The sequence below is a fragment of the Paenibacillus sp. FW104-T2 genome (genome assembly GCF_058789975.1).
In genome coordinates this window covers 306,766-329,881 of sequence record NZ_JBYTCE010000003.1, presented here as the reverse complement: position 1 = coordinate 329,881, position 23,116 = coordinate 306,766, and the positions used below count along the sequence as shown (strand labels likewise).

The window sequence follows — 23,116 nt, the reverse complement described above, 5'->3', positions numbered from 1 at the left end:
TTTGGAAATACCTCCCTTATCAGATCAATCAGATAAAATACACATGATCACTACCCTTTTACAGATCCAATCATGGTTCCTTTTTCGAAATATCGAAGCAGGAAAGGATACATGACAATCACCGGCAAGGAGCTGACAATGACAGCCGCCATTTTCAAGCTCTCCGGCGCAGGCGGGGTTGCAAGCGTCGCCGTAGTAAACGGGTCGAGCTTGCTCTCGATGAGGATCTGGCGGACAACCTGCTGCAGCACAAATTTGGATGAATCGGTGACGTAAAGCAGGTTATCCATAAACGCATTAATGTGGTAAACGAGATTCCAGAGCCCGATCGTCACAAGAGACGGAATGGACAGCGGGAGCAGGATACGAAACAGAATTCGCAAATCCCTTGCCCCGTCAATACGAGCTGCTTCGATCAGCGCATCCGGAACGGAGCGAAAAAATGAGATCATCACAAGTACATGAAAAGCATTCGCAGCGGATGGCAGCACATAGACCCAGTGCGTGTTAAGCAGGTGCAGTTCTTTGATTAATAGATATTGGGGGACAATCCCGCCATCGAAGATCATCGTGAACAACAGCAGCATGATTAGCAGCCGCTTCATGGGCAGATCGGGTCGGGAGAGCGGATAAGCGGCGCAGACGGTAACGAGAAGAGTTAAGGTCGTCCCTACGACCATCCGAAACAGCGTATTCGCATATCCTGACCAGATTAGAGGATAGTCCAGCAGCCCGCGGTATGCTTCCCACTCGAAATCCCGAGGATAAAAATGAAATCCGCTTCGAAGTGCTTCTCCCCTACCGCTGAAGGAGACGGACAGGACATGAATGAACGGGTACACAACGATGAGTGCCAGGATGGACAATATAAGGTAGATCATGGCGGGTGCAATGAGCTCTTGCCATCTTTTTATTTTCATGACTGTCTTCCTCCTGCCTTTACCATAGACCGCTCTCGCCGCGGCTCAATTTTCGCACGGTCAGATTAGCCCCCAGAATCAGCAGGAGCCCCACAAGCGATTTAAACAAGCCAATGGCTGCCGTGTAGCTGTACTGAAACTGCTGCAGACCTACCCGGTAGACATAAGTATCGATGACGTCACCGGTTTCGTAATTGACCGGGTTTAGCAGATTGATGATTTGTTCGAAGTTTGCGCTTAGGAAACCACCAAGACTCAGAATGAACATAATAGCGACGGTGGGCATAATGGATGGGATATTAATTCGAATGATTCGCTGCCACCGATTGGCTCCGTCAATGACGGCCGATTCATGCAGCTCCGGGTTGATCGCCGCCAAAGCAGCAAAGTAGATGATCGAGCCCCAGCCGATATCCTTAAGAATTGAAGAAATGACCACAATCGGACGGAAATATTCCTTCTTTCCCATATAAAAGACAGGTTCCCCTCCAAACCACTTCACGATTTCCCCTACAACGCCGGACGTGGGAGAGAGAAAATAAATAATCAGCCCGGACATGACGACCCACGATACGAAATGAGGCAAGTACATGGTCGTCTGGATGAACCGCTGGAAATACCTTGACCTCACCTCGTTAAGTAAAATCGCCAGTATGATTGGTGCGGGAAAAGCAAAGATCATCTGATACAAATTCAGGAGCAGGGTGTTTTTAAGTAATCGATAGAAATCCCCATTCTGAAATAATTCTTGGAAATGGCGAAATCCGACCCATGGACTTCCCCATATCCCGTCGACGACCCGGAAATCCTTGAAGGCAATGACGACGCCATATAAAGGGCCGTATTTAAATACAACGAAGAATGCGAAGGCGAATAGAAATAATAAAAGCAGCTCTCCGTGTTTTTTTATTGTTTTCATGACGCACTTCCTTGTTAAACCGAACCTGGAAGACCTTCCGCAAGGGATCACTAATCCCTCACGGGTGTCCAGACCAAGTCCGAGTTATTTTTTGAATTGTGCTTGGTACATTTCATTGGCTTCCTTCGTTAATTCATCGCCTCCTTTTGCCTTCCATTCCGTTACGAATGTATCAAAATCAGTCAGAGGAATTTCGCCGCTGATGATTTGTGCAAAATATTTTTGCATGAGTGACGTCAATTCCTGTTTGTATTTTCCGTCCGAAGGCAGCACAGAGAATAACAGCGCATCGGTCCATCTTGGAGCAGATGAATATGTTTTGACCGCCTCATTCAGCTTCGGATCGGAATATTTGTCCCGATAAGCCTGAGTGGTAATGTTACCAAAAGAGAACAGACGGATTCCCAGTTGATCACGCTGCTCCTGCTTATCGAATCCAGGCAGGAATGTCGTCGCCCCCGAGGTAGCACCGCTTTCAGCAAAATCCCATTGCTCCCCCTTTACACCAAGGCTGGTCATATTGATGGTCTCTTCATCATTGCTCTGTGCCTGTAGAATTTCGAACAGCTTCTCAAGCTTCTCTGGCTGATCCTTGACTTTGCTGCCGATAACCAAGAAATTGCTCTTGATTCCCCAATCCCATGAGCCGTCACCGCCAGGTCCCTTCGGATTTTTGGAGAATGCCATCTTGGCATCCGGATTTAGTGCCAGCATTTCCTTGACTGTGGCAGATTCCGGCAGAGCGCCTTTGCTAATCTGCTCTTCAATGACGCCGATCCGGTTGTTATACAGTTTCTTACGATAGGAATCCTGTGTATCTGTAATAAATTCCGGATCGATGACCCCATCCGCATACCACTTGCGCAGCATCGCCAAGGCTTCCTTGGTCTCAGGCATGATCGATCCATTTATAATCTGACCATCCCTCTCCATCCACATGGTCGGCTCCACACCGAATGCACCGAAGATGGAATAGAATCCGGATGACCACGTGGACGTAGCCGTTCCTGTCAACCCGTACGTATCCTTCACACCGTTACCGTCCGGATCCTTTTGTGCAAAGGCATAAACGGCTTCCTCGAATTCATCCAACGTCTCCGGGACTTTCTGAATGCCAACCTGATCCAGCCAGTCCTTACGCCACAACATCCCCAGATCGTAAGGCTTCAAATCGATAAACATCGGGATAGCCCACAGCTCGTTATTAACGGTAACCGTCTGAAAAAGCTCTTTCTTTTTCTCAATATCCGCGTAATACTCCGGCATTTTCTCCTTCAACATGTTCTGATCAATGCTCATTAACACGCCCTGATTTTGGTAAGCGATTACATTAGAAGGATCACCGAGCATGAATATGTCTGGTATATCCCCGGAAGCGATACTGGCGTCCGTTACCTTCACGGGTTTGATCTTTACATTAAACTTCTGCTCCAGCCACTTCTGAACCTCCGAGTCATTGACAACTCCATCTGCGGCAAAGTGAATGCCCCAGGAGATTTCGATCGGATCGGAGTTTGCTGCCGGCGTTTCTCCTGCATTTGAACTCGGGCTTGAGGTATTCGTCTCGGAAGTGCATCCGGTAAGCAAGCTTGCCGTTAAACTTACAGCCAGTAAGATAACGCTTACAAATTTGATTCTTTTACTCAAAAGAACCTACCCCCTGTAGTTGGATTGGTTTTGGATTCGAGAATCCCGCATCCTGCATCATGACCCGGCCGGGTATTGGAAACGGTTTTTTACATACTTAAAATTTAAGCTTTAACCCTTCCGGCGCACAATCCTCTCATTCCATTTTTTTTATGTTTTTGGCTTCAGAAGCCGCGTAGAGCCACTGACGTTATTCCGTTTTTTGTATGTTTTTCAATTTCGATCTGTTCTAAGTCCGCTGGTGTGATATATAATGGACTGCACAACTGTTGAGATCATCAAATTTTATTGTAAGCGCTACCACATCTAAGGTGAGGAGTGGATTGCCATGAGGGGACTTTTTGCCATGAAAAATAACTCCATGTTCGTGAAACTGCTCCTATCGATGACTGCCATAGCTTTGATCACTGTTATTCTCATTTCTTCGGTCACTTACATGATTTCGGCTGATAACAGTGTCCGTAACGCCATCGGTTATAATGAATCTGTCTTGACTCAGCAGAAAGAGCTAATTCATAAGGAGCTGACAACCATCGGAAATGCGGCCAATAGTCTGCTGATGGCTCAATCCTATGTGTACCATACCATCGGAGGCAAGCTCTCTGTAGGTTCATTAATTGATCTATCCACTCTTGTAGAAGAGCAAAAAAAGCTCAGTCCCTACATCGATTCCATATATCTGTACTATGCCCCGCTCGAACTAGTCCTGACATCACGCCCGGAGGTAAAGACATCTCCTATAGCCGACTTTGCTGACCAATCTTGGATGGATACCTTAAATCAAGACTCAACATCTCGTACCGTCTGGTTAACGGGAAGAACGAATGGATTTTCTCCGGATCATTCTGCGACCTCCCTCATTCAGAAGATGCCACTGATTGGCCAAGTGGAGGGCGCGATCGTCATTAATTTGAATCTGGATCGACTCTTCGCTGACTACTTAAGTCATTACAATAGCAAGAAAGGCACCATCATGGTCATTGGCCCACAGGGTGAACTTCTCTATTCCGATGCTCATGACAGAGAAGCACTCCTTCAGGAATGGGATGCCGAACAGGTCACATCGGACAGCGGCTACTATATTGGCGATTCTGATCAGATCGTATCCTACACTTCATCAAATATGACAGGCTGGCGATTCGTCGATATCACCGAACGATCCGTCCTTCTGCAAGGCATGAACCGAATTAAAGTCCTCATTTGGACAGTCGCCATCCTATATATAACGGCTGCTGTTGCTATCTCCTATTTTTTATCGAGAAGACTGTATCGCCCGCTGCAAAGTGTGATTTCCTATATTGTGAGCTCTGAAGGATCCGAACGGCGCGACAGATCCGGTGCCCCTAGCAGCACGGATGAAGCAGGCTTTATCCGTCATTCATTTGAGCAGATGACACGGAACCGCGATATGTTAATCAAAGAAAAGCTAAAAGTGGATGAACTCCTCACCGGAAATCGCACGGCTATTAAGGAAAAGTATTTGAACGATTTAATCCAGGGAAACGTACAGGAGGAAGCACCAAACAGACCGGACCATGCGGCAGAGCTGCTTGGATTACAGGTTAATTTCAATCGTTTTGCCGTCCTGACCCTTGAACTCGAGGAGCATCAGCCGATGAGCGGATCGGAGGATCTATTCCATTCCCATCTGCTCCAGTACGGTCTGATGGAAGAGCTGGGAAAGGATATCAACGGAGAAATTTTTGTCAAAGACAGCAGGCACACGGTCATCCTTCTCTCCTTACATTCGGATGCCGATGATACCTTTCCTGTGGAACAAGCGAGAAGCCTCAAATCATATTTTCTCAGTCGTTATGGCATCTCTGTGACCATCGCTGTCAGCCGCATTCACTCCGGAGAACAAGCCGTGCGTGCAGCCTACAACGAGACTCAAGAGGCTTTAAATATGAAAATCTACATTGGGAAGGGCGAAATTCTGCCCTATTCGATCCTTGATGAATGGAAATCGGAAGAAGGTACCTACTATTATCCGTATGAACTCGAAACGAAGCTGCAGCAAGCCCTGCTCAAGACGGATAAAGAGGAATGTACTGCCGTAATCCGGGCCATTACCCGGGAGGTACTGAAGCAAAGGCTGGGTAAAGCGAACATTCACCAGCTGTATGTTCAATTAAGCGGGGAGCTGGTTAAAACACTCGTTCAGACTGGCGGCGAGGTGACTGCTGTTATTGGTGAAGGATCGTCCTATACCGATGCTCTGGCGCGTGCCGAAACCGTTCAGGATATGGAGACATGTGTGTTAACGATATGCAGCAAGATCATTGACTACCACCGGGAGAAGCGCTCCAAAATGACGGATGTGACTCTTCAGCTGGCAACGGAATTCATGGACAACCATTACAATAAGAATATATCTGTGGATAACGTGGCGGAACATGTAAAACGCAGCTCGTCCTACTTGGGTCGCATCTTCAAAGAGTCAACGGGCATGACGGTTAACGACTATCTCATTCAGCTGCGCATCAAACGTTCCATGGAGCTGTTGAAGCAGACAGATGCTTCCGTTGAGGAGGTTTGCCGGGATATTGGGTATGCAAACGTCAGCTATTTCAACAAAATATTCAAAGCCAGAACAGGACTTACCCCAGGACAATTTCGGCACCAACACGCGGCAGACCAACGGTTAACGCAGGGAAAGGGACCGAAGACATCCTATTTGGAATAATTTCCGAATGGATCGTCAATCAGGCCCGTCCCCAACATTCCGTTTGTTCCTGGCATTCCGTAAATAGCGATATATCACATAGAGACTCGCCTAGAAATGTAAAAAGAAACCGTCCCTTAGGTATGTGGTTGCGCACACTTCCATTTTACAAGGACGGTTTCTTTGGGTTTATCATTTTCAGGATGGGCTCTCAAGCCAACAAAGCCTGAGCAATCTGATCGATCATGCCATTGATGCCGGTCGGTCCATAACATCCAATCCATGTTGCAGCATCAACCGAGTATATATGTTGTTGCTCATTTGTATCCAGCATGCCCCAGACACTCTGCTCTGTCGCAGACATTCCCTCCTGCATGATCTCGCTGCTAAGCAAAAAGTAGTGGCTGGCATGTACGGCCGGCAGTCTGTCAATCGAAATATGATAAGCCGTGTCGGAGGGATCGGCTACAAATAACGGGGCAGGCAGACCCAGGTCTCGATAGAGCACAGCGCCTGTACGATGTGAGGCTGTATGCACCCGAACCATAGACTCGAACGGGCGAATTAGTGCCACGCTCTTACCTGCCAGTACAGGAGCAAGTTCTTCTGACAGCAATGCAGTTCGTCGATGATAATCTGCAACGATTCGCATGGCCTCTGCTCGCTTGCCTGTCAGTTCACCGAACAGACTCAGAATGGTCTGCCAGCTCTCATTGCGTTTAAACATGAGAACCGGAGCGATCCGGCTTAACCGTTCATAGTGCGCTTCATGCACCTCCGTACATATAATCAGATCCGGACACAGTCGTTCCACCGCTGGCAGATCGGGATACTCATACGTTCCGAGTAATTCGGTACCCTGAAGCCTTGCCCTGATATATTGAGGGAAATGGAATGCCGCGCTTCCCGATCCTACACTGCCTGCAGGGGACACCCCAAGTGCAAGCAGATGATCCGCATATTGTACATCGAGTACAGCAATACGCTGTGGAGATATGGTCACATCATATTGACCTCGCAAATGGCAAATCACGGTGCCTTTTGACGACTCGTACCAGGAAGCCATGCGGTTCTGCGGCAAGGGATACATCGAGAGAGCACTTGCTCTCGAAGCAGCATTTTGCCTATAGAACTGCGGAGGAACTCCATGGTATTTCTTAAACGCCCTGCTGAAATAATACATATCGCGATAGCCCATTCTGTCTGCAATTTCCCCAATGGGAGCATCCGTATGACGGAGAATCCGCGACGCACTCTCCATCCGCAGCTGGATGACGTACTCCATCGGTCCAATTTGCTTCTCCTGTTTGAACCGTCGCTGCAGTTGTCTTACGCTGCATCCCGCAAGTGCTGCCAGCTGTTTCAGCTCCAGATTCTGGCGATAATGCCCCGCTATATACGCAGCGACAACATCCACCATGTCTGACGCTGTCCCGCCCTGACCACGCTCATACTCCATAATGAGTTCGTAGAGCATCCCCTGCAGCAGTGCATTGGCATGAAATCGTTCCAGTCCTTCGCCCCTACTCCATTTCGCTGCGATTTTCTCCGCCATCTGAACCCATTCCGCCTGAGTTCGCGGGTGCTCAACAAACGAAGTACGCAGCGGGTGATTGCGGTGCGAGGGCAAAACAAGGGAGACTCCTTCCATGGAGACTGCCTTATACATGATCAAGATATAATCCATGTTGTCTGAGGTGGCCGTCAGTGTAAAGGAGGATCCCTCTATCACATGAGCAGCAAAAGAAGCTCCAATGTGGCAAACCTCACCATTCATTGCAAGCTTCCCTTCTCCGCCGCCGGCCAGCAGCAACAGATTTGATGTTAATTCGGCTTCGCTAAGACTACTGCCTGGCTGCAACGTACCGCTATGTACGTCAAGCATCTTGATCGTCGTTTCACTCCATAGACTTGTCTGTTCTTGCAGCGGCATTTCTCTCATCTCCTGACAATAGCAAAGGTAAGGTTGTTGCTGCTGTCATTTTAATTGAGATTCATTCTCATTGTCAATTTTCGGACATTTGTTGCAATACTCCTCTGACATCTGATAGTACAAGCAGCAGGTAAGGCGCTTGCTCTTCGCAACAGGAACGTTGTTTTGGATTTCTGTAAATCGCGTAAACGGATTACGTTTTACACCGAACACCTGCCCTGGCGCGCCTTGTGTCAGATAAGTAAAATCATTCTGAACGTGCTGGCTTTCCAGCCCATCATCATCTGCATCAGGTGTATACAACCGGCCAATACGTACCATGATATTCTCCCAGAGAATACTCATGGATAGAGGTGCAATCGCCGCAAGGGACTTTAACAGCGGTGTAAGCTGTACCGCAAACATCTCTTCTACCACCTTTTCCCGCCACATTTCCCTGTCTCCTGTCACTGCATCTGCCTGAAGCCGATTCACCGCCAGAAAAGGAAAACGCGTCCCCCCCTCATGAGCGGAGAGCGTCGGATGATAGAGGAAACTGTTCTCCAGCTCAAAGGAAACATGCTGATGATGAAAAGTCATCGCCGTCACCAGCGGAGCGGTCCACAGATAGCCAATTCGCTTGGCTAGCATCGAAGCGGCAACCTTCATGTCTGGCGCATCAATATACCCCTGAAACCAGCTTATATATTCTCGGCAGGCAGATGCTTCATGCAGCTCGCTCAAAGCAATGGTACGGACACTATGTTCAGGCGGCTCACCGAGCCATATCGAATGATCCTCCACGGTCTCTTTCCATAAGTCTGTCGACAGATACGGGTTCATGTTAATTCGATCCGAGCAGGGCTTCCGAAGCCTGATCTACAATCAGATTAATAGCAAGAGGTCCGTAGTATGCGATCCAAAGTGTTGAATTTACATCATACGCACGGTTATTTTTCACGGCATCAAGAGACTTCCATACTGGATTGTTAATCATCGCCTCTGCTTCTGCGGCAAACAGCTCATCCGACAGTACGAAATAACGATCCGCGCCAATCTCAGGAACCTTCTCCATTGAGATTTCAACAGAGGTATCATCCTTGATTCCCTCAACGAGTGCAGGCATGTTCAAGCCCAGATCCTGATACAGAATGCCGCCTGTGCGATGCTCAATACCATGAACACGAATGCCTTCTTTTCTCGGACGGATCAGGGCTACCGTTTCATCTCCCATTTTCTCTGACAGCTTCGCCTTCAGACCAGCAACTTTGTCCTCATACGCCTGACGCACCGTCTCTGCCTCGTCCTGCTTGTCTGTAATCTTAGCGACCGTAGCTAACGTATCGCGCCAATCCTCGTAGAAGTCGAGTACGAGGGTCGGTGCAATTTTGCTTACATTCTCATACTGTTTCTCCTGAAAGTCGGTCATGATAATCAGATCGGGGTCCAAGGCTACAATCGCTTCCAGATTCGGCTCGTCCCGTGTACCCAGAACCTGTACGTCACTCGGCTGATCACCTAGGTATTCTGGAAAATCGGTGTTGCCTCCAGCGATAACACTGCCTGCCGGCTTCTCGCCAACGGCTAACATTTGATCCAGAAACTTAACATCAAGCACAGCAATTTTATTTGGTTTTTCGTTTAGTGTCAGCTCACCCTTCATGTGCTTGATCGTTACAGGGAACGCTCCGGCAGTCTGAACTTCTTCATTCGCAGGTGTCTCCGCTGGTGCTGCAGCAGACTGTTTACCACTATCTGTACCTGTTGCGGCACCGCAAGCCGTCAGAACAAGAATCAGGGCCAGCATCAGGCCCATTAACAATCGTGATTGGCGGGCAGTGTAGGCATTGCTTCCAGCCCCTTGCCCCTTCGTTCTATGATTCATGATGAATCCCCCTTATGGTTAATACTGATAATGATTTTCATTATCGAAGCATAAGGAGAGTATAAACGATCTCCGCATCGCGTTACCATGTACTTTTGCGACATTTCAGCCGGACTAATGCGACATCAACAAGCCCGTACCTAACACGTTTGATATAGAACTCACCATTTCCAAGCTACTCTGGATACTCCCTTGAGGCCTCGATCAAATCATCTTCTTCATCAAAAACGTTCAAAACTCTCTCAATGTCATTCACTTCATAGCTTCTAACAACAATAAGCTGTTGCATATGAAGACCTGGTGGGTCTATGTCCGGTCGTGACAAGTTATTTAGTAAACGTTCTGGTGTATATAAGATGCTCCACCTTCTGGAGCCGTCCGTGAAATACATTGTGATCTCTATCCAATTCCATTCTTCTGGATGATCCGATCTCACTTCATCATCAAAATGCCACTTGATCAACCTTGGTCTTGAATTCCGTTCTTTTACGATAGTATAACCTCTCTTCTACTCAACTTCTTAAATGCCGAGAATTCCTGTTTGGAATTGATATAATCTAATATCTTTGCCGCACAGTCCGCTGAACTGAGTTCTTCCGTGTTCACTTCAAGATCATATTCATCATAGGCATATATGTAGTCAAATTGGGAATGGGCAAGTCCAATTGCACGATCTCCCCTGCTTTGCTCTCTTCTGGTGAGTTCTTCCTTGGAGCAGTGCACGCCCACAAACAATATCGGATAATCTGAAAGCAAATCATAAAAACCGTTAAACCACTTGTCATTGGTAATGACCGTATCCACAATGACATTCAAACCCATCTCCGAAAACAGTTTAATGGTTGAATAGAACAATGAAACAATCGGGTCAAAAAGGATACCTGTCATCACATGAGGTTCCAATTCTCTTGTAGGTTTCATATCCGGGTATGTATTGTCGATAAACTGGTCATAATTCTGGAAAAATTGATCTACAGACAAATGATGTAAGGGAATGTCTCCCTGCTTTTTCATTTCCATCGCGATACTTGTCTTCCCCGAACTTGACGTTCCGTTCAAAAAAATAATGAGTCCTCGTTCCACATGAATCACCCTCACGTATCAGATTGGCGTATCTTTCAGAAACATGTTCCCATATCCTTGTGCCGGGGTAGTTAGCACCTGTCAAATCAAGGCCCTATGCCTGCAGCTTGAATATGATGTTATGTTTAGTCATCTTCTCTTATCAAGCAGATTTACGTATTCTTGCTCAATGGTAAGAAGACCTTTAACTTCTCCTACTATTTTTGCCTAGCCACTTCTCCTTCAAGTTCTTTTCCAAACCTGTGCTTCAAATAATATATTATTCCTGCGCGATCCACATCTGAGAACTGTCTTGGATCATCGATCATGCGATCATAGACCTCATCAATCGTTCTCCAGCCGATATTTGTCGTTTCGTCACCCTCTTGCAAGAGCTCTCCCTCCACCTGACATATAAAATACATGCCGATTGAATCCACAGGCCCTTTAATAGTTTGATATACGCAATACGGCTCCAAACATTCAACTTCAAAATTCGGGTTGATCCCACATGTATCTATTCGCTTGTGACTACCTTCTACGGCTACAACGGTCAAACCTGTCTCTTCATATACTTCTCTTCTCAATGCATCTATGATGGATTCGTAAAGTTCCAATCTGCCGCCCGGCAATTCCAATGACTCCTCATTCTTTTTATTTCGAGTTTGAATTATGATTTCTGTTCTTTCCTTATCTTGGCGTTCAATAAAAGCTCTGGCATTAACATAGAACATGAATGATTCTCCTTTAGTTAATGTCTTCATATCAAAGGGTTCATGAACATCAAAGTGTGTAAAACATAATGTGTAACTTTTATTTTCCCCATCCACCCTTTAACTTCTCAGCAATGTATAGCTGCAAACTGTGGATTTCCGAACAAACCTCTTCTTCCTCAGGTGTATTCCCATATTCCCCAAGCCAACGGGGTGTGTTGATATACCAATCGTTTGACAAATATTGTTTACGATTCCGATACTCTATCATATGGTCCAAGAGATACTCCAGAGAGCCGAAGGATTGCTTACTTTGATCGTTAACTATGATTTGTAATTTTTCAATGATCACCTGTAACATGTGTTGGATATATCCTTCTGTATTCATGAGCGTCTACCAATAAATAGCTTACTCTGAGTCCAATGTAGATTATAGCCATAACGATATAGCTCAAAGTATGGATACAGGCAGTCTTCTGCCTCCTGCAAACCTTGATAGCGGGGCCACTGCAAGTAATAGGCTACCCAATAATCGCATGCGATGGAATAGTATGCTTCACTCAACAGCTCGATATCTCCCTTGTAATTGCTACGCGAGCGAAGAAGGTCTCCAAGTGCTTCGTAAACGACCTCACTATCCTCTTCATCCGCACCTTGAATCAATCTTTGCTCTAACTTGTTAATTTCGCCTGGCTGTAATACAACAACTTCTTTCATACATGACAAAGCCCCGAATGCTTCCTTAGCTGCGTCCGCCGCTTCGTCATCCTCCGGTACCTTGGAGAACAGGAGCTTCAATCTTTGGATTAACTCCTCCCCCAGACTACGCAATGTGTCCTCGAAAGCATCCTCATTCCCACCATTGAAATAACCTGGCACATATTCGCCGGCGAAATCCTCTGGGTTCAACATCTCATAGAGCGGACGTATTCTGTCCAGAAAACGCTGACCGTCTGGAATCGGCTCAAATACTCGTTCAACCCCTGCTCCCGTTGGCATAAACCACTGAAATAATCCATAGAAATGGTCTGCTTCAACCTCATCATTATCTTCTGGCTCAAATTCGTCTCCGCCCATCGCTAGTAAATAGCGGCCGTATTCCTGTTGTTCCATCCATACCATCCCTCTCTCAGTTCAACCCAATGACTACTCTCTCTACCTACCAATTACTTTTACCCTATGCTTCCCATAACCTTGTCACTTGCTCTAATTCCATCCCTTCAAATTGAAGCTTATAGATATCGGGTTTGCTGGTTTGATTAGAAAAATCAAAGCCGTAGCTTGCATCAAAGTAATTCATTATCAACGTCATGACATGTCCGTGCGTACCAATAGCTACCTTTTTCCCCTGGTATTCTTCTAGAATTTGCTTGAACACATATACAGCTCTATTCTGGCAGACAGTGTTAGACTCGCCTCCTGGTAATGCATAATCAGGGTCTTCAAACATTCGCTTCGAAGCAGGTATAACTTCTTCATCCCTAATATGATCATCTGAAAAATGCCTTTCCCGAAGGTCCTCCATAATATGAATGTCTAATTCCAATGCTGTTGCAAGCCCCTCCAAGGTTAAGACAGCCCGGGCATACGGGCTTGAAAAGATGGTATGTATTCCTTCATCCTTTAATATTTCTGTGATTTGGGCTGCATCCCCTTTGCCCTTCAAGGTAAGTCCTCTCGTTCTTTCCGTCCCTTCCGTATACGGTGACTCCGCATGCCTAACCATATAAATGGTGGTTTTCATATGCCCCTCCTTGAATTCTTCTGACTTATAAAATTAAATTTACAATAATTTTCAGATATGTGTATAGTAGAAATAAAGCAATATTATTGGAAGTGAAATACATGTAACCAAAAGGATGAGATCATGTTTCTTTTCAAAAAAAGTATCTACTAATCTATGTATTCTTTGTACTGGCTGTCTCTGTTAGTACAATAGCGTATATGAACGGTCCATCGAAACTGGAGGAGCCAATCCACCAAGTAGTCAACCTTTCAGCCAATTCATTAACCTTCCGTGAACCAGACAAGTTGGATGCGTTTGCTGAACTCCTTGCTTTCCAGCCAGAACTTTCGTTAGGGAAATAGAGAGCGATTCACATTAGGTAAGGCAGGGCGCGGCTGTACAGTGGCAAGCCGCGTAAGGGTGAGGTGCTGCATCCAATATGTGCAGCATCTCATGGGTGGGGTTGCCCCGCGATAAGTGATCGCGTGGCCTGCTGGTATCACGGGCGCACGGTCGTGATGCACGCCAAAAGCACCACAATCGCATCGTCGTGGCGCTTCTCCCCGCTGCATGATGCCAATCCGTCTTCTTTCAACTATCAGTATCCAGATTCCTTTCCAGCAATGCACCTATGCGCTCAGCCATAATAAACGGTGGAAGAGGCTTCTCATTTTTGAACCACCATTCCACTACACCAACGATCGCCGCCCCCAGAAACTGAACCTCCACATTCATTCCTTCCGTTAATTCTGGATTGCTCCCTTCGGACATGCTGTTCCCTTTCTCCAGTTCTCCGATGAAAAACGCAAGAAACTGATTGCGGAAAAAAGGGCTTCCTTTACTCGCTAGTAGTGCAGAGAAGAATAAAGAGTGATCCTCGAAATACTCGAACCATAACAACCCCATATCGCTATAAGCGACGTCATCTTCTGTAGATTCACAGATCCCCCGTAAATTATCAATGTGTTCTTCGATGAGTTTATCCAGAAGATCGAATTTGTCCGTGTAGTGGAGATAGATCGTTCTTCGACTAACATCCGCTCTGTCGGAGATATCTTGTATCGTAATTTGATCAAATTCTTTTTCCATCATTAATTCAATAACAGCCATTTTGATAGCTTCTTGGGATTTGCGTATTCTGCGATCCACCTTTAACACTTGAGAACCACCAACTTTCCAATAATCACTACACAATTTCAGAGGATTTGTGAACTAATACACGGAATCGGTCTTTTTAAGACTTGTAGCAATTATATTTCTGTATACCATTATACATAGTTGCTTATTAATACACTACTGTGCATTTATGCATGAATGGGAATGGAGTCAATTATAATGAAAATTGCAATTATTGGAGCCACAGGGGGAACTGGAAGGAAAGTGATGAAGCGGGCACTTGAACTGGGACATGAGGTTGTAGCCATGGCTCGTCGGCCGGGAGTGTTATCCCCCGCAGAGGGACTCACCGTCAGACAGGGGGATGTATTTGACGAGTCCAGTCTGGTCAAAGCCATTGCTGGTGCAGATGTGGTCATCAGTTGCATAGGTCCTCCCAGTAACTTTTCGCCAGATTCCGCCAAGAAGAACTTTCTAAATATTAGGGCTGGAATAAATGTCATGACGGCAAACTTCTCACCAGGTACCGTCATGTCCGAAGGAATTCCGAATATTGTTGCAGCCTGTTATCGTGCTGGCGTAAAGCGCCTGGTTATGCAGAGCGGCATTAATTTGAGCGATGGAAGAGAGCTTTCCCCCGTCAATCGGTTGGCAGTTCACATGATGCGTCGCATCTTTTGGAAAGCGATTAAGGATAAAGGTATTGCAGAGCAAGCGCTAATCCAGAGTGATTTGGAATGGGTCATTGTACGGGCATCAGTACTTCAATACGCGGAAGGCACTTTTAAATATAAGGCAGGCCCATTAGCTCGCATCAATCCACTCGGGGCGCTGCCCTTTGCAGACTGTGCTGACTGCCTGGTGCGGGCGGCAATCAGTGAGCTTGCATGGACCAGAAAGATTATAAATGTTGGACGATGACATCGATGACACATGGATTTCATTGTGACATAAGCAACCTTACATTTTGGCATAAACAGCATTAATTCGTACGTTAATCGAAGGTAAATCTAACATGAATAAGGAGAATGTATATGGCAGAACGAAAATGGACCTATGATTATATCCCCAACCAAAGTGGGCGGGTTGTTCTCATTACGGGGGCCAATTCGGGGTTAGGATATCAGCAAGCGCTAATGATGGCCAAAAAAGGAGCAGAGGTGATTCTGGCAGGTCGTGACCGAACTAAAATCGATAAAGCAATAGAATTGATTGCCAATCAGGTTCCTACCGCCAAGCTGTCCAGCGTCATGTTGGATTTAGCTAATTTGCATTCAGTAGCGAAATGCGCAAAAGAAGTTAGGCAGAAATATGATCGCCTCGATCTACTGGTCAACAACGCTGGCGTCATGATCCCCCCTTTTTCCCTTACCCGGCAGGGCTTTGAACTTCAGTTTGGCGTCAATCATTTGGGTCATTTTGCTCTTACAGGTCAATTGCTGCCACTTATTCTACTAACGCCTCATTCGCGAATCGTATCCATGACGAGTTTAGCGGGCATAGCGGGGTCCATCGATTTGAATGATCTCCATTATGAGAACAGACGCTACATCAAAATGCTCGCCTATGGACAGAGTAAGCTGGCGAATCTCATGTTTATCCATGAATTAGCTACTCGGTTAGAAGCTGCTGGTTCAAAAACAATAGCGGTTGCAGCACATCCGGGTGGCTCCCCCACGAATTTGCAGCAAAACAGTGGATTTGTCTTTCGGCGAATATTAACGCCTTTAACTTCACACCCAGCATCCGAAGGTGCCCTCCCCATCCTTCGTGCAGCTTGTGACCCCAAGGCCGCTAATGGTTCATTTTGGGCACCATCCGGCTTATTCGGCTTAACCGGATCGCCGGTGGAAGTGAACATGCCTGCCAAAGCGGTGCATAAAACGAAATGTGACCAACTGTGGACGATTAGTGAGAAATTAACCAATGTATCTTATGAGGAGTTCTTCTCCGCTGGTCTGTAAAATAAAAAAGGATAATAAGCACAAAAAGTCCGGGAAAATCGGGGATAGAAAACCCTTGGATAGCATGCCCTTGGAAGGGGCAAGCCAGCTCAAGGATCAGATAAGATCATTGTTCTCTTGCCACATCTACAGCAAGGATGATGTCTACCGGTTCTTGTTTCAAGTTAGCAACCGGGAGATTGTTTAACACTCCACCATCGACCAACATGTGACCATTGGACATCGGTGGGGCAAACACTCCAAGAGCAGCAGACGTTGCTCTAAGCGCAGTCACCAAGTCATCTTGATCCATCGTCACTTATTTCCCTTCCATCAGATCGACCAGCAATGGTTTTTAACTGAATAGGTAACTGCTCGATGCATACATCGGCGATGAGATATCTCGTTTTAGAATCTTCTACAGCAATCATATCTTTACTGTTTTTTTGTTTAATTTTAAATAGTTTTGCACCTACTTTGTATAACTTGAATTTGTGGTTCTCCGAAACTTTGAAAAACAAAAAAGGAAGGCTCTTCTTCATCCCAAATAGGGAATCAGACAACCTTCCGATGCTTTCGCAGCATTAATTATATTGTAAAAGGTAAACCGGAGCGCGGCTTGTGCAATGGCAAGCCGAGTAAGGATAAGGTGCTGCTCTCATTCGGGCAGCACCTCATGGGGAAGCGCCACGACCGCAAAGCCGAGGCGCTTCTTCTGCTGCATGACGCCAATCCGGCGGCCTATGCAGCTTTTTCTTGGCCGCTGCACCTACATGGCAGCGGCTTCTTCTCCCAGCGGCAGCGTGTAATACTGCGCCTGCTGGTCTTCATGCTGCTGGTACACAACGACCAGCAGCGTCCGGCCTTTCGCGGCAAGCGGGCTGGCGCCAGCTAGCACACGCTCAAGCCGGAACGGAAGCACGTCCAGTACGGCGTGCTTCTGCAGTTCCTTTTCGCCGAGACGAAGGTCGGCGAAAGCACGGGCACCCATGACCGTCTGTGCGGTCATGGCCGAGGTCATCGGCAGCGCACGCGAAGCGCTGCCGTCCCCACCGTCCGCCGCTCCATCCGCGGCGGACCCCGCAGCCTCGCTGCCGATCACACCCGCCGCATCTGCGGCAGAGTTTTCCCCGGCAGCAGCCGAACTTGCCGCAGCGGCACCTGCACCCGTGCCGCTGCTTTCCAGCCATGCCGTGCCTGCGGCGCCGGCAACGCGCGGCAGACGAACGTCTTCGGGACGTTCAGCCAGCGTTTTCATATAGAGCGCCCACTGATCCTTCTCCAGCGCATCGTCCCACCAGATTTTGCGTGGTTTGTATTTGTGGCCAAGGAAATAATCCAGCTTCATCAGGCCGAGCACGATATCCATATGTGGCGTGTTCCGCGATTCCAGGAAGCTGTGCAGACGGGTGAACAGATCTTCGAGCTGGTGACCGATCTTCTGCCAGCCTTGACCCTCCCAGTAATCCCCGAACGCCTGGAAGAAATCAAATGGCGAGTCAAATTCCTGCTCCATCAGATACTTCAGCGTATGGTCCATCCGGTGAGCGTTCCAGTATTTCTCGAGTACATCCTCCAGCCGCTTCAAACGCACGATGTCGCTGAATGGCAGCACGTCACTGCCCAAAATCTCATACGGCGCATGATCCATATACGTGTAATTGTACTTTTCCGCATCCAGACGAAGACCCGTACCACGAAGCATTTTGAGGAATCCAAGCTGAAGCTCTTCCGGCCCCAGGGCAAATACATCGTTAAACGTCTTACGGAACGTATTGTAATCTTCCTCCGGCAGTCCGGCGATGAGATCCAAGTGCTGGTCGATTTTCCCGCTGGCTTTTACCTTGTTCACCGTACGGCTCAGCTTGGCAAAGTTCTGGCGGCGTTTCACCAGTTCATTCGTCGGATCATTCGTGGACTGTACACCGATTTCGAACCGGAACGTGCCCGGTGGCGCATTCTCTGCCAGATAATCGAGTACCTCAGGACGCATGATATCAGCTGTAATTTCAAACTGGAACACCGTTCCCTGATGATTCTCGATCAGGAATTTGAACATCTCCATCGCGTAATCGCGCTTAATGTTGAATGTCCGGTCCACAAACTTGATCAGCTTCGCACCCTTCTCAATCAGATACAGAATGTCCGACTTCGTCCGTTCAATATCGTAATATCGCACGCCGACCTCAATGCTGGACAGACAGAACTGACAGCTGAACGGACAGCCCCGGCTGGTCTCAAAATAAACAACCCGTTTCCCGAGATCCGGGATATCCTCTTCAAATCGGTGCGGTGACGGCAGATCGTTCAGATCCGCCTTCGGCCGTCCTGGCATGAGAATGACCTCTTCCCCTTTACGATACGCCAGTCCATATACAAAATGGAACTTCTTGCTTCCCTCCAGCTCCGTCAGGAGCTGATGCAGCGTCTCTTCCCCTTCACCCATGACGATGAAATCGACATTGGGAATCCGGTTCATCCAATATTCCGTGTCGTAGGACACTTCCGGACCGCCCAGCAAAATTTTCACGTCAGGCATAACCTTTTTCAGGTTATCAATGACCTTGATTGTCTCTTCAATGTTCCAGATGTAACACGAGAATCCAATCACGTCCGCGCCGCGCTGGTACAGGTCAGACACAATATTCATGACTGGATCCTTGATCGTATACTCCGCCAGCTCAATATCAAAATCCTTCTCACTGTAAGCCTTCAGACACCGCAGAGCCAGCGAGGTATGGATGTACTTTGCATTTAATGTAGAGAGAATAACCTTCATGGTTCACAACCTTTGCCTGGACACCCAGACCATATTTTTTTGGTAAAAGTAAAGCGCCACAGTCATCCAACCCCGGATGCTGTTCGTGTAAACCTATATCGACACCCCGATTTAGATGCTGTTTGTGTAATCCCTATAAATAGCCATTCCACGGATCATGGACATATTCCAATTTTGTCTTTCAAAGGGTGGACACCTTTTTCAAAAAGACATCTACTCCCTCGGCCCCTCCAACCTACTACATATAGATCCAGAGACACTCATCGAAACCATATCCTGTGTAATCCAACCATCGCTTTCTTCAAAAGCAATGTCCACCTTATGAAAGACAATCTATCTCATTTCGTCCACCATATAGAGACACTCGAAAAACTTCAACCCCATATAGCCTCGCCAATAACTGGATTCAAGTTCTGTTCACGATCCACAATCCATGATTCGCAATCAAAAATCAACATCCATCATTTCATAAGCACCGTTCTGGAATTAAAACCTTGCCCTTTTACTTAATCATACTCGTAAAAAGCATCATCATCCGTATCCACTTCTTCGCCCGTTTGCTTCTGGAAAAACTCGAGGAATGGCAGACCATACTTGCGGTACTTGACCTCACCGACCCCTTTAATCATCAGCATGTCACGTTCCGTCTGCGGACATACCACACTCATCTCGCGAAGCGTTGCATCATTGAAAATAATATACGATGGCACATGCTCCTTCGCCGCCAGATCGCGCCGGATCAGGCGCAGCTGCTCGAATACCGTCTCGTTGACCGCCGATGGCATCGCATCGCGACCCCGACGTCCGCCATAGTTTGTACCTGAAGCCGTAGCCGCCGTCTTGCGTACCACACGCTGCATCACTTCACGCTGGCCTTTCAGCACTTCCACCGCCAGCGGCTGTAAACGCACGACCGGATACTGGCCCTCGGACAGCATCAGATACCCTTCGGATACCATGACGTTGATGATTTCGGCAATTTCACGTTCCGTGCGGTTACCCATCACGCCATAGGTCGGCAAGGAATCGAAGCCGTACTCCAGTACTTTCTTGGCACGCGAGCCCTTGAGCACTGATGCCACCAGAGACACGCCGTACCGCTCACGCATGCGGTGAATGCAACTGAAGATTTTCTGCGCATCAATTGTCATATCCACCAGCTCGCGGTCGTCCGTACAGGAACTGCAAATGCCGCATGGCTTGTCCTCATGTATCTCACCGAAATAATCCAGCTGCGCACTGCGCAAACAACGTGTCGTGTAACAGTAGTCCACCATCTGCTGCAGCTTCCGGTAATCGTTTTGTTTGCGGTCGCCCTCCATTGGGTTCTGCTCGATCAGAAACTTCTGGGTGATAATGTCCTGCGCTCCGAACAGCAGAATGCATTGACTCGGCTCTCCGTCCCGTCCCGCACGTCCGGCTTCCTGTACATATGCCTCCATGTTCTTCGGCATGCTGTAATGCAGCACGTAACGCACGTTGGATTTATCAATTCCCATCCCGAATGCATTTGTCGCGACCATTACCCGGATATCATCGTACAAAAACTGCTCCTGGCTCTGGGCCCGTTCATCATCCGTCATCCCCGCATGGTAGCGCCCTGCAGGCAGACCTGCCTGCAGCAAACGCTGATGCAGATCGTCCACGTCCTTACGGGTCGCGGCGTACACAATTCCCGGCTCGCTGGCATGCTCGCGCGCGTAGTTCAAAACAAAATCCTTCTTGCTCTCGCCGCGCAGCACGCTAAACGCCAGATTATCCCGCCCAAGTCCGGTCACATAGGTCTGCGGGTCCTGCAAACGCAGCAGCCGCAGAATATCGCCCATGACCTCGGGCGTTGCCGTTGCCGTAAAGGCTGCAACCACCGGCCGCTCCGGCAAACTGTCCACAAACGGCGCTACCGCCAGGTAGCTTGTCCGAAAATCATGGCCCCACTGTGATACACAGTGAGCCTCATCCACAGCCACGCAGGAGATGGGCAGCTGCCCCATCTCATCGCGGAACCAGTCCAGCTCCAGTCGCTCCGGCGCGACATAGAGCAGCTTGAGCTCACCGCGCTGCGCCGCGCGGATGCGATCATTCACTTCTTTGCCGCTTAACGTACTATTGATATAAGCGGCGGCAATGCCGGCGGTCGTGAGCGCATCGACCTGGTCCTTCATCAAAGAGATGAGTGGGGAAACGACCAGTGTCAGCCCCGGATATAACAGAGCGGGAATCTGATAACAGATCGACTTCCCGCCCCCGGTAGGCATAATACCCAGCGTATCTTCGTATTCAAGCAGGCTGGACACGATCTTTTTTTGACCCTCGCGAAAGTCGGGATAGCCATAATATTTTTGCAGGAGACCCTGCGCTTCTTCTAAAGTTGGTGCTTGCACACTCATGTAAAGACTCCTTACTTGTCACTGGTGTTCATCCACCAGCTTGGTCCCATCCGATTCTGACATCCGAACACGGCACCATTGCCGCATCCTTGACAACAAAATGGCGTTCTCATGACTTGTCCGTCAAGCAAAACGCCGCTCTCTTTAGTTTAACGGGCCAGCACCGAATGAGCAACCGCGTTTTACTGTAAAACGTTTGAAGTGCTTCGCCAAAACAAAAACAACCGTTTATCCGGTTTGGACAAACGATTGCTTTTTCGTTATGAACGAACCACACTCATATCCCGGCGGTATAATCAATCGTACCGATCAGCTCGTGTGCTCATTGTAATCAATTGCTAATCTTTCAGCGACTCAATTTCAGACTCCGACAGGCCACTGGCTTTCGCGATAACAGAAACTTCAATTCCTAACGAAAGCATATTTTTTGCAATTTCAAGAGCCTTTTTACGTTCTCCTTTTTCCGTAGCCCACTCAATCATCGAGGCTTCGTCATGCAAATACTTTTGCCGCTCTTCATACAAACGACGCGCCTCTCGATCCTGACTTAAAAACTCCAGCGTATCCATCGCTTTCTTCAGCGTAGGTTCATTCATTTGCAGCACCTCTAGTAAAATATATCATTCATATTAGGATATTTTTAACTTCATTGTAATCATTAAAACAATCCCTGTGATATCATCATTTAATGCAGCTTTAACTGATTCATGAATAAACCACCTACATATCCATTTCATTTGACTCCAAAGGAGGCAAAACATCAATGGAACGACACCATCAGGCTAATTCGAGTCCATCCACAACCAAGTCCCGCAAGCTCTGGATACGCAGACATCCCATCCTCACGACAACCACCTTATTGATCTTCATACCGTTATTCATGCTCGTCGCCTATTTCAACCTCCGTCCTTACGTCTCGACATTTGACCGTTCCGAACAGGGAGAACTAAGCTATTCTATACCTTCACGGAATGGAGAATATACGGCTGAGATTTTCGGTGTACCTTACGGCGGTGCAGCCGGTGGAGTAACCATCTGGGTGGATGTGAGGAAAACGAATGATTCGGATGTCTCCCGTGTGAAAACCATCTATCGCGCCGAGCATCACGGGAATAACCATCTGGAATGGGAGAGTGAAAATAGACTTCGGATCGAAAACTGGAGTGAATACTCGGATGAGACTATGACGCTCAACATCGACGACGAACTCTATGATGGCCGAGGCTGGGCCTGCAAAAGCCTGCGCATGAAGGACCAGTATGTTCGGTGTTTATCCCCTGAAAAATAAAATCCAACACAAAAGCAGCTCTGCTCGCCAAATTTCGAGGCAAGAGAGCTGCTTATTTCACTTCTATTAACCTATCCTTGCCTTCACGACTGTTCTAGCTTCATTATCCATACAGTTTTTTAACCACAAGACTGTTCAACGTTAAGCACAAAAC

General features: G+C 47.6%; 19 protein-coding genes and 1 pseudogene. 4 read left to right on the top strand and 16 right to left on the bottom strand.

The window, feature by feature from the left end; translation table 11 throughout:
* Positions 1-50: 50 nt before the first annotated feature.
* From AC3WQ3_RS06260 to AC3WQ3_RS06250, 3 genes are all read right to left on the bottom strand, one after another.
* Positions 51-920, bottom strand: a complete 870-nt coding sequence (locus AC3WQ3_RS06260; RefSeq protein ID WP_183522861.1) for a carbohydrate ABC transporter permease — start codon at positions 918-920, stop codon at positions 51-53.
* 19 nt (positions 921-939) lie between these two features.
* The gene (locus AC3WQ3_RS06255; protein ID WP_236414948.1) at positions 940-1,839 is read right to left on the bottom strand and encodes an ABC transporter permease; all 900 of its coding nucleotides are present in this window, start codon (positions 1,837-1,839) and stop codon (positions 940-942) included.
* A gap of 84 nt (positions 1,840-1,923) precedes the next feature.
* On the bottom strand, positions 1,924-3,486 hold the full coding sequence (locus AC3WQ3_RS06250; RefSeq protein ID WP_492471729.1) for an extracellular solute-binding protein: 1,563 nt from the start codon (positions 3,484-3,486) through the stop codon (positions 1,924-1,926).
* A gap of 328 nt (positions 3,487-3,814) precedes the next feature.
* Here AC3WQ3_RS06250 and AC3WQ3_RS06245 point away from each other — a divergent pair, with 328 nt between their 5' ends.
* Positions 3,815-6,172: a helix-turn-helix domain-containing protein gene (locus tag AC3WQ3_RS06245; protein ID WP_492471728.1), complete on the top strand. Its 2,358-nt coding sequence runs from the start codon at positions 3,815-3,817 to the stop codon at positions 6,170-6,172.
* A 190-nt stretch (positions 6,173-6,362) separates the two neighbouring features.
* Here the strand turns inward: AC3WQ3_RS06245 and AC3WQ3_RS06240 are convergent, their stop codons facing one another.
* The 9 genes from AC3WQ3_RS06240 to AC3WQ3_RS06200 all read right to left on the bottom strand — a co-directional run bounded on the left by AC3WQ3_RS06240 (position 6,363) and on the right by AC3WQ3_RS06200 (position 14,607).
* Positions 6,363-8,084 carry a helix-turn-helix domain-containing protein gene (locus AC3WQ3_RS06240; protein WP_492471727.1) on the bottom strand — a complete coding sequence of 574 codons (1,722 nt, stop codon included), beginning with the start codon at positions 8,082-8,084 and terminating at the stop codon, positions 6,363-6,365.
* 45 nt (positions 8,085-8,129) lie between these two features.
* Complete coding sequence (locus tag AC3WQ3_RS06235; RefSeq protein WP_492471726.1) at positions 8,130-8,906, bottom strand: ferric iron reductase; 777 nt, start codon at positions 8,904-8,906, stop codon at positions 8,130-8,132.
* Between the two features lies 1 nt (position 8,907).
* Positions 8,908-9,948 (bottom strand): ABC transporter substrate-binding protein, encoded by a 1,041-nt coding sequence (locus AC3WQ3_RS06230; RefSeq protein ID WP_492471725.1) that lies wholly within the window; start codon positions 9,946-9,948, stop codon positions 8,908-8,910.
* A gap of 486 nt (positions 9,949-10,434) precedes the next feature.
* Positions 10,435-11,031, bottom strand: a complete 597-nt coding sequence (locus AC3WQ3_RS06225; RefSeq protein ID WP_492471724.1) for a chloramphenicol phosphotransferase CPT family protein — start codon at positions 11,029-11,031, stop codon at positions 10,435-10,437.
* 197 nt (positions 11,032-11,228) lie between these two features.
* The gene (locus AC3WQ3_RS06220; RefSeq protein ID WP_492471723.1) at positions 11,229-11,744 is read right to left on the bottom strand and encodes an NUDIX hydrolase; all 516 of its coding nucleotides are present in this window, start codon (positions 11,742-11,744) and stop codon (positions 11,229-11,231) included.
* Positions 11,745-11,823: 79 nt separating this feature from the next.
* The gene (locus tag AC3WQ3_RS06215; protein WP_492471722.1) at positions 11,824-12,111 is read right to left on the bottom strand and encodes a hypothetical protein; all 288 of its coding nucleotides are present in this window, start codon (positions 12,109-12,111) and stop codon (positions 11,824-11,826) included.
* On the bottom strand, positions 12,108-12,836 hold the full coding sequence (locus AC3WQ3_RS06210; RefSeq protein WP_492471721.1) for a hypothetical protein: 729 nt from the start codon (positions 12,834-12,836) through the stop codon (positions 12,108-12,110). Before AC3WQ3_RS06210 ends, AC3WQ3_RS06215 begins: the two co-directional genes overlap by 4 nt.
* 64 nt (positions 12,837-12,900) lie before the next feature.
* Complete coding sequence (locus AC3WQ3_RS06205; RefSeq protein WP_492471720.1) at positions 12,901-13,467, bottom strand: histidine phosphatase family protein; 567 nt, start codon at positions 13,465-13,467, stop codon at positions 12,901-12,903.
* Positions 13,468-14,040: 573 nt separating this feature from the next.
* Positions 14,041-14,607 (bottom strand): TetR/AcrR family transcriptional regulator, encoded by a 567-nt coding sequence (locus tag AC3WQ3_RS06200; RefSeq protein WP_433708328.1) that lies wholly within the window; start codon positions 14,605-14,607, stop codon positions 14,041-14,043.
* 177 nt (positions 14,608-14,784) lie between these two features.
* Between AC3WQ3_RS06200 and AC3WQ3_RS06195 the strand changes: the two genes are divergently transcribed.
* Positions 14,785-15,486 (top strand): NAD(P)-dependent oxidoreductase, encoded by a 702-nt coding sequence (locus AC3WQ3_RS06195; RefSeq protein ID WP_492471719.1) that lies wholly within the window; start codon positions 14,785-14,787, stop codon positions 15,484-15,486.
* A gap of 113 nt (positions 15,487-15,599) precedes the next feature.
* On the top strand, positions 15,600-16,529 hold the full coding sequence (locus AC3WQ3_RS06190; RefSeq protein ID WP_492471718.1) for an oxidoreductase: 930 nt from the start codon (positions 15,600-15,602) through the stop codon (positions 16,527-16,529).
* 106 nt (positions 16,530-16,635) lie between these two features.
* Here AC3WQ3_RS06190 and AC3WQ3_RS06185 read toward each other — a convergent pair whose 3' ends face one another.
* The 4 genes and pseudogenes from AC3WQ3_RS06185 to AC3WQ3_RS06170 all read right to left on the bottom strand — a co-directional run.
* Positions 16,636-16,821 carry a patatin-like phospholipase family protein gene (locus AC3WQ3_RS06185; protein WP_492471756.1) on the bottom strand — a complete coding sequence of 62 codons (186 nt, stop codon included), beginning with the start codon at positions 16,819-16,821 and terminating at the stop codon, positions 16,636-16,638.
* Between the two features lie 456 nt (positions 16,822-17,277).
* The gene (locus tag AC3WQ3_RS06180) at positions 17,278-19,287 is read right to left on the bottom strand and encodes a B12-binding domain-containing radical SAM protein (RefSeq protein ID WP_336780972.1); all 2,010 of its coding nucleotides are present in this window, start codon (positions 19,285-19,287) and stop codon (positions 17,278-17,280) included.
* Positions 19,288-19,793: 506 nt separating this feature from the next.
* Entirely contained in the window at positions 19,794-21,674 is a 1,881-nt protein-coding gene (gene recQ, locus AC3WQ3_RS06175; protein ID WP_492471717.1) for a DNA helicase RecQ, read from the bottom strand.
* 338 nt (positions 21,675-22,012) lie between these two features.
* Positions 22,013-22,282: pseudogene (locus AC3WQ3_RS06170) on the bottom strand (Rpn family recombination-promoting nuclease/putative transposase); the annotation flags it as partial.
* A gap of 155 nt (positions 22,283-22,437) precedes the next feature.
* Between AC3WQ3_RS06170 and AC3WQ3_RS06165 the strand changes: the two are divergent.
* Complete coding sequence (locus tag AC3WQ3_RS06165; protein ID WP_492471716.1) at positions 22,438-22,962, top strand: DUF5412 family protein; 525 nt, start codon at positions 22,438-22,440, stop codon at positions 22,960-22,962.
* The last annotated feature ends 154 nt before the right edge of the window (positions 22,963-23,116 follow it).

Bases quoted from the DNA above. Each gene is read 5' to 3' on its own strand.
- AC3WQ3_RS06260 (WP_183522861.1), bottom strand. From the start codon at position 920: ATGAAAATAAAAAGATGGCAAGAGCTCATTGCACCCGCCATGATCTAC.
- AC3WQ3_RS06255 (WP_236414948.1), bottom strand. From the start codon at position 1,839: ATGAAAACAATAAAAAAACACGGAGAGCTGCTTTTATTATTTCTATTC.
- AC3WQ3_RS06245 (WP_492471728.1), top strand. From the start codon at position 3,815: ATGAGGGGACTTTTTGCCATGAAAAATAACTCCATGTTCGTGAAACTG.
- AC3WQ3_RS06240 (WP_492471727.1), bottom strand. From the start codon at position 8,084: ATGCCGCTGCAAGAACAGACAAGTCTATGGAGTGAAACGACGATCAAG.
- AC3WQ3_RS06235 (WP_492471726.1), bottom strand. From the start codon at position 8,906: ATGAACCCGTATCTGTCGACAGACTTATGGAAAGAGACCGTGGAGGAT.
- AC3WQ3_RS06230 (WP_492471725.1), bottom strand. From the start codon at position 9,948: ATGAATCATAGAACGAAGGGGCAAGGGGCTGGAAGCAATGCCTACACT.
- AC3WQ3_RS06220 (WP_492471723.1), bottom strand. From the start codon at position 11,744: ATGTTCTATGTTAATGCCAGAGCTTTTATTGAACGCCAAGATAAGGAA.
- AC3WQ3_RS06215 (WP_492471722.1), bottom strand. From the start codon at position 12,111: ATGAATACAGAAGGATATATCCAACACATGTTACAGGTGATCATTGAA.
- AC3WQ3_RS06210 (WP_492471721.1), bottom strand. From the start codon at position 12,836: ATGGAACAACAGGAATACGGCCGCTATTTACTAGCGATGGGCGGAGAC.
- AC3WQ3_RS06205 (WP_492471720.1), bottom strand. From the start codon at position 13,467: ATGAAAACCACCATTTATATGGTTAGGCATGCGGAGTCACCGTATACG.
- AC3WQ3_RS06195 (WP_492471719.1), top strand. From the start codon at position 14,785: ATGAAAATTGCAATTATTGGAGCCACAGGGGGAACTGGAAGGAAAGTG.
- AC3WQ3_RS06190 (WP_492471718.1), top strand. From the start codon at position 15,600: ATGGCAGAACGAAAATGGACCTATGATTATATCCCCAACCAAAGTGGG.
- AC3WQ3_RS06185 (WP_492471756.1), bottom strand. From the start codon at position 16,821: ATGGATCAAGATGACTTGGTGACTGCGCTTAGAGCAACGTCTGCTGCT.
- AC3WQ3_RS06180 (WP_336780972.1), bottom strand. From the start codon at position 19,287: ATGAAGGTTATTCTCTCTACATTAAATGCAAAGTACATCCATACCTCG.
- recQ (WP_492471717.1), bottom strand. From the start codon at position 21,674: ATGAGTGTGCAAGCACCAACTTTAGAAGAAGCGCAGGGTCTCCTGCAA.
- AC3WQ3_RS06165 (WP_492471716.1), top strand. From the start codon at position 22,438: ATGGAACGACACCATCAGGCTAATTCGAGTCCATCCACAACCAAGTCC.